General features: G+C 69.5%; 6 protein-coding genes. All 6 read left to right on the top strand.

Going from position 1 to position 3,611, the window contains the following annotated elements:
• Positions 1-68: 68 nt before the first annotated feature.
• Entirely contained in the window at positions 69-431 is a 363-nt protein-coding gene (locus tag FV223_RS22830) for a CsbD family protein (protein WP_147729134.1), read from the top strand.
• A 44-nt stretch (positions 432-475) separates the two neighbouring features.
• Positions 476-925: a hypothetical protein gene (locus FV223_RS22825; RefSeq protein ID WP_147729133.1), complete on the top strand. Its 450-nt coding sequence runs from the start codon at positions 476-478 to the stop codon at positions 923-925.
• The gene (locus tag FV223_RS22820) at positions 922-1,329 is read left to right on the top strand and encodes a phage holin family protein (RefSeq protein ID WP_147729132.1); all 408 of its coding nucleotides are present in this window, start codon (positions 922-924) and stop codon (positions 1,327-1,329) included. The genes FV223_RS22825 and FV223_RS22820 overlap by 4 nt, the downstream gene beginning before the upstream one ends.
• Complete coding sequence (locus FV223_RS22815; protein ID WP_147729131.1) at positions 1,326-1,676, top strand: DUF3618 domain-containing protein; 351 nt, start codon at positions 1,326-1,328, stop codon at positions 1,674-1,676. The genes FV223_RS22820 and FV223_RS22815 overlap by 4 nt, the downstream gene beginning before the upstream one ends.
• 75 nt (positions 1,677-1,751) lie before the next feature.
• Positions 1,752-2,063, top strand: a complete 312-nt coding sequence (locus tag FV223_RS22810) for a hypothetical protein (protein WP_147729130.1) — start codon at positions 1,752-1,754, stop codon at positions 2,061-2,063.
• Between the two features lie 290 nt (positions 2,064-2,353).
• On the top strand, positions 2,354-3,611 hold a 1,258-nt coding region (locus FV223_RS22805; RefSeq protein WP_147729129.1), incomplete at its 3' end, for an MHYT domain-containing protein.

Genomic DNA, 3,611 nt, shown 5'->3' with positions numbered 1-3,611 from the left:
CTCCGGCCCCCCTTCACCCTGGACCCCCGGCATCCCGCCATCCGGTCCCATGACACAGGAGAAGAACCATGGACGAGAATCGCTTGACCGGCGCCGCAAAGGAATTCGGCGGCAAGGTCCAGGGTGCCGTCGGCGACGTGACCGGCGACCGCGAGACCCAGGCAAAGGGTGCCGCCAACGAAGCCAAGGGCAACGTCGAGAACCTGTACGGGCAGGCAAAGGATGCCGTGCGGGACGTGGCCGACCAGGCTTCCGACCTTGCGCAGGGCGCGCTGAAGCAGGGCCGCGACGCCTTCCCCGACGCCGAGCGCGCCTATCGCCAGGGCGCCGACACGGTGACGAGCTACGCCAAGGAGTCCCCCCTGATGATGGCCGCGATGGCCGGCGCGCTCGGCTACCTCCTCGCGATGGTCGTCCACGGCCGCCGCTAGGCCCGGCGCCCAGTTGAAACGTCCCGCAGGTTAGGAGAAGCATCATGACCGATCCCATCCAACCTGCGGGTCCGCCCCCCGGCGCCAACAGCCCGATGCAGGCGGCCAGGTCGCCGGCCGGCTTGGCCGATGCCGTGAGCGACCAAGCCAGCGGCTATGCCGACCGGCGCAAGTCCGAGGCGGCCGGCTTCCTGTCAGAGCTCGCCCGCGCGCTGCGTTCGAGCGGCGGCGAGCTCGACGCCCAGGCTCAGGTGAGACCGTTCGTCTACACGGTCGCCGATAACCTCGATGCGTTCTCGGACCGGGTCGCGCGGCGCGGCTGGCGCGACCTCTATCGCGATGCCGAGGTGGTCGCGCGCGCCAATCCGCTGGCGACGACCCTGGTGGTGGGGGCGCTGGGATACGGCGCCTTCCACGTCCTGCGGTCCGGCAAAAGCGATGTCCGCAAGTCCCGGGTGGCGGAGCCCAAGCAGGCGTGGGGCGGGTATCCGTGAGCGCCGTCCCTCCACCCCAACCGCCCGGCGGGCTGCACGGCCTCCTGGCAGAGGCGCTCCGGGCTGCCAGCGACGTCATCCGGGGCGAGATCGCCCTGTTCCGCCAGGAGATGATCAACAACCTGCGAAGCCTGATCGTCGGCTTGGCGGCGATGACCGGCGCTGCCGCGTTCGCTCTCGTCGGCTTCCTGGTCCTAGTCGACGCCCTAGTGACGTGGCTCGCCACCGTCGTTGGCTCGGAGGCGCTCGCCGCCCTGATCGCCGGCGTCGTCTTCCTCGTCATCGGCATCGTCCTGGCGCTGGCAGCCGAGAGACGGTTCTCGCTCAACTCGCTTATGCCGACCCGGACGGGCCGCCAGCTTCGACAAGACGCTACCGTCATCAAGGAGCACGTGGACGCATGACGAGCGAGGCCGACGCACTGGAGCGCGAGATCGAGGCGAGCCGCGGCCGGCTGGACCGGACATTGGACAATCTCACGCAGCGCCTGACCCCGACCGGCATCGTCGAGGACATGCTCGGTGCCGTCCGTCGCGACGCGACCGGTGCCGGCCTCTACGACGGCGCCCTGGTGGCCGTCCGACGCAACCCGGTGCCGGTGCTCATGATGTGTCTCGGTGCGGTGATGCTGCTCAAGGGCATCCGCCCTCGTAAAGCCGCCACGTACCAGGCCTTACGCGATCCGGACCGGTTCACCACCCCCGCCATCGCCCCGAACCCGCCGACAACCGTCACGAAGAACTCCGGCTGATGCGCCCGTATGTCGCCGGGGTTCGCCAGCATCGAGCCGACCGACTTCTAGCACCACATCCGGAGGGACCCCTTGATGCCCACCATGCGGACGCTGATCCATTCCGGAAGCAACGACGATCGCTGGTTCCTCTGCCACGGCGACGACCCGGCGGACGTGTTCGTCTTCCACGAGCCGAATGAGCCATCTGGCGACTCGCCGTCCTGCGTCGAGCTTGCCGCCTTCCTAGCATCCGGCTGCGGATTGCCGGAGCATTATGCGCTGATGACGATGATCGGGGCGCTGGTCCAGGCCGGGCATGCCGGCTCGGCCCCACCCGTCCGCGGTTCCGAGGCCACCGCCGCCGGTGCCGAACCGACCCCGGTCGAGGCCGCCTTCTTGATCTGACCCTTAGCCCCCCAAGCTCACGAGACCGCCATGGCCATCGACTACCGTTCGGAAATGCAACGACCCCACCGAGCAGTTGGAGAGGGCCGGGGCCAAGGTCATGCCGGCAGGGGCGGTCAGTCCCGCGGCGGGTGACGGTGGTCCCGACGATGTGCCCGTCCCATCGGGCGACGGCGCATGAACGCCGAACGTCGCGAAGGCCCGGCCGCCCATCGCGTTCACGATTGAGCGATTGCCCCAAGCCCGCTGTCTTTCTGTGAGATGCGCCAGGGACATTCATCGGAACTCTCATGGTCCATACCGGCTACGACCCCGCCCTCGTGGCGCTATCCATCGCCATCGCCTTTTTCGCCTCGTACACAGCGCTCGACCTCGGTGCCCGCGTACGTGGGGCCTCGACCTGCCTGCGCTGGGCCTGGGTCGCCGCGGCCTCCGTGGCGATGGGAGGCGGGATCTGGGCGATGCACTTCGTCGGCATGCTCGCCTTCGAGATGGGCATGCCCGCCGCCTACGACCTCGGCATCACGGTCGCCTCACTGCTGATCGCCATCGTCGCCACTGGCGGGGCCTTCGCCTGGGTTAGCCGCAAGCGGGCCGGCCCTCGCGATGTCCTCGTCGGCGGCCCACTGATGGGCGTCGGGGTCGCCGGGATGCACTATGCCGGGATGGCCGCGATGCGGGTGCCGGGCAACCTGGCATACAGCCTGCCCGTCGTCGCCGCCTCCGTCGCCATCGCAGTCGTCGCGGCGACCGCCGCGCTGTGGCTGACCTTCCGGCAGAACGACGTCTGGCAGAAGCTAGTCGCCGCGGGCGCGATGGGTCTCGCCGTCGCCGGGATGCACTACACCGGCATGGCCGCGGCGACCGTCACAGCGGAGGTTGCCGGGGCGCATGCCGCGCACGCCGGCGGCGTCGGCCTGGGCCAGCAGCACCTCGCCCTGTACGTTGCGGGCGCGACCTTCCTGATCCTGTTCATGGCCATTGTCGCTTCCTCGTTCGACCAGCAGCGGGTGCAACGGCACCTCCATGCCAGCGAGGAACGTTTCCGGGCCGCCGCCGAGGCGGTCGGCGACATCATCTGGACCGCCGACGCGCGGGGCGCCATGACGGGTTCCCAACCGTACTGGCAGGCCTACACCGGTCAGTCCGAGGCCGGGTGCAAGGGGACGGGCTGGGCGGAGGCCGTACACCCAGACGACGTCGAGCCCACCAAGGCGGCATGGCGCGAGGCCGTAGCGGCGAACAGGGGTTACGAGCTCCGGCACCGCGTTCGGAACCGGGACGGCGAGTACCGCCTGTTCGCGGTCAAGGGACGGCCGGTGCGCAATCCGGACGGAACGATCCGCGAGTGGGTCGGCGTACACGCCGACATCACCGAGCGAGAGGCATACGAGGCGGCGCTGGAGGAAGCCCGCGACGCCGCCGAGGAGCACAGCCGGGCGAAGAGCCGGTTCCTGGCAAACATGAGCCACGAGTTGCGCACGCCGCTATCCGCGGTGATCGGCTATTCGGAGATGCTGGAGGAGGAGGCGGAGGAACTCGGCCAGG

The organism is Methylobacterium sp. WL116, assembly GCF_008039455.1.
In the GTDB taxonomy this organism is placed as follows: domain Bacteria; phylum Pseudomonadota; class Alphaproteobacteria; order Rhizobiales; family Beijerinckiaceae; genus Methylobacterium.
Note: the sequence above shows the minus strand (reverse complement) of the source record. Positions and strands in the feature narration are given on the sequence as shown.

Excerpts from the sequence above, each read along its gene's own strand:
- FV223_RS22830 (WP_147729134.1), top strand. The coding sequence starts at position 69 with ATGGACGAGAATCGCTTGACCGGCGCCGCAAAGGAATTCGGCGGCAAG.
- FV223_RS22825 (WP_147729133.1), top strand. The coding sequence starts at position 476 with ATGACCGATCCCATCCAACCTGCGGGTCCGCCCCCCGGCGCCAACAGC.
- FV223_RS22815 (WP_147729131.1), top strand. The coding sequence starts at position 1,326 with ATGACGAGCGAGGCCGACGCACTGGAGCGCGAGATCGAGGCGAGCCGC.
- FV223_RS22810 (WP_147729130.1), top strand. The coding sequence starts at position 1,752 with ATGCCCACCATGCGGACGCTGATCCATTCCGGAAGCAACGACGATCGC.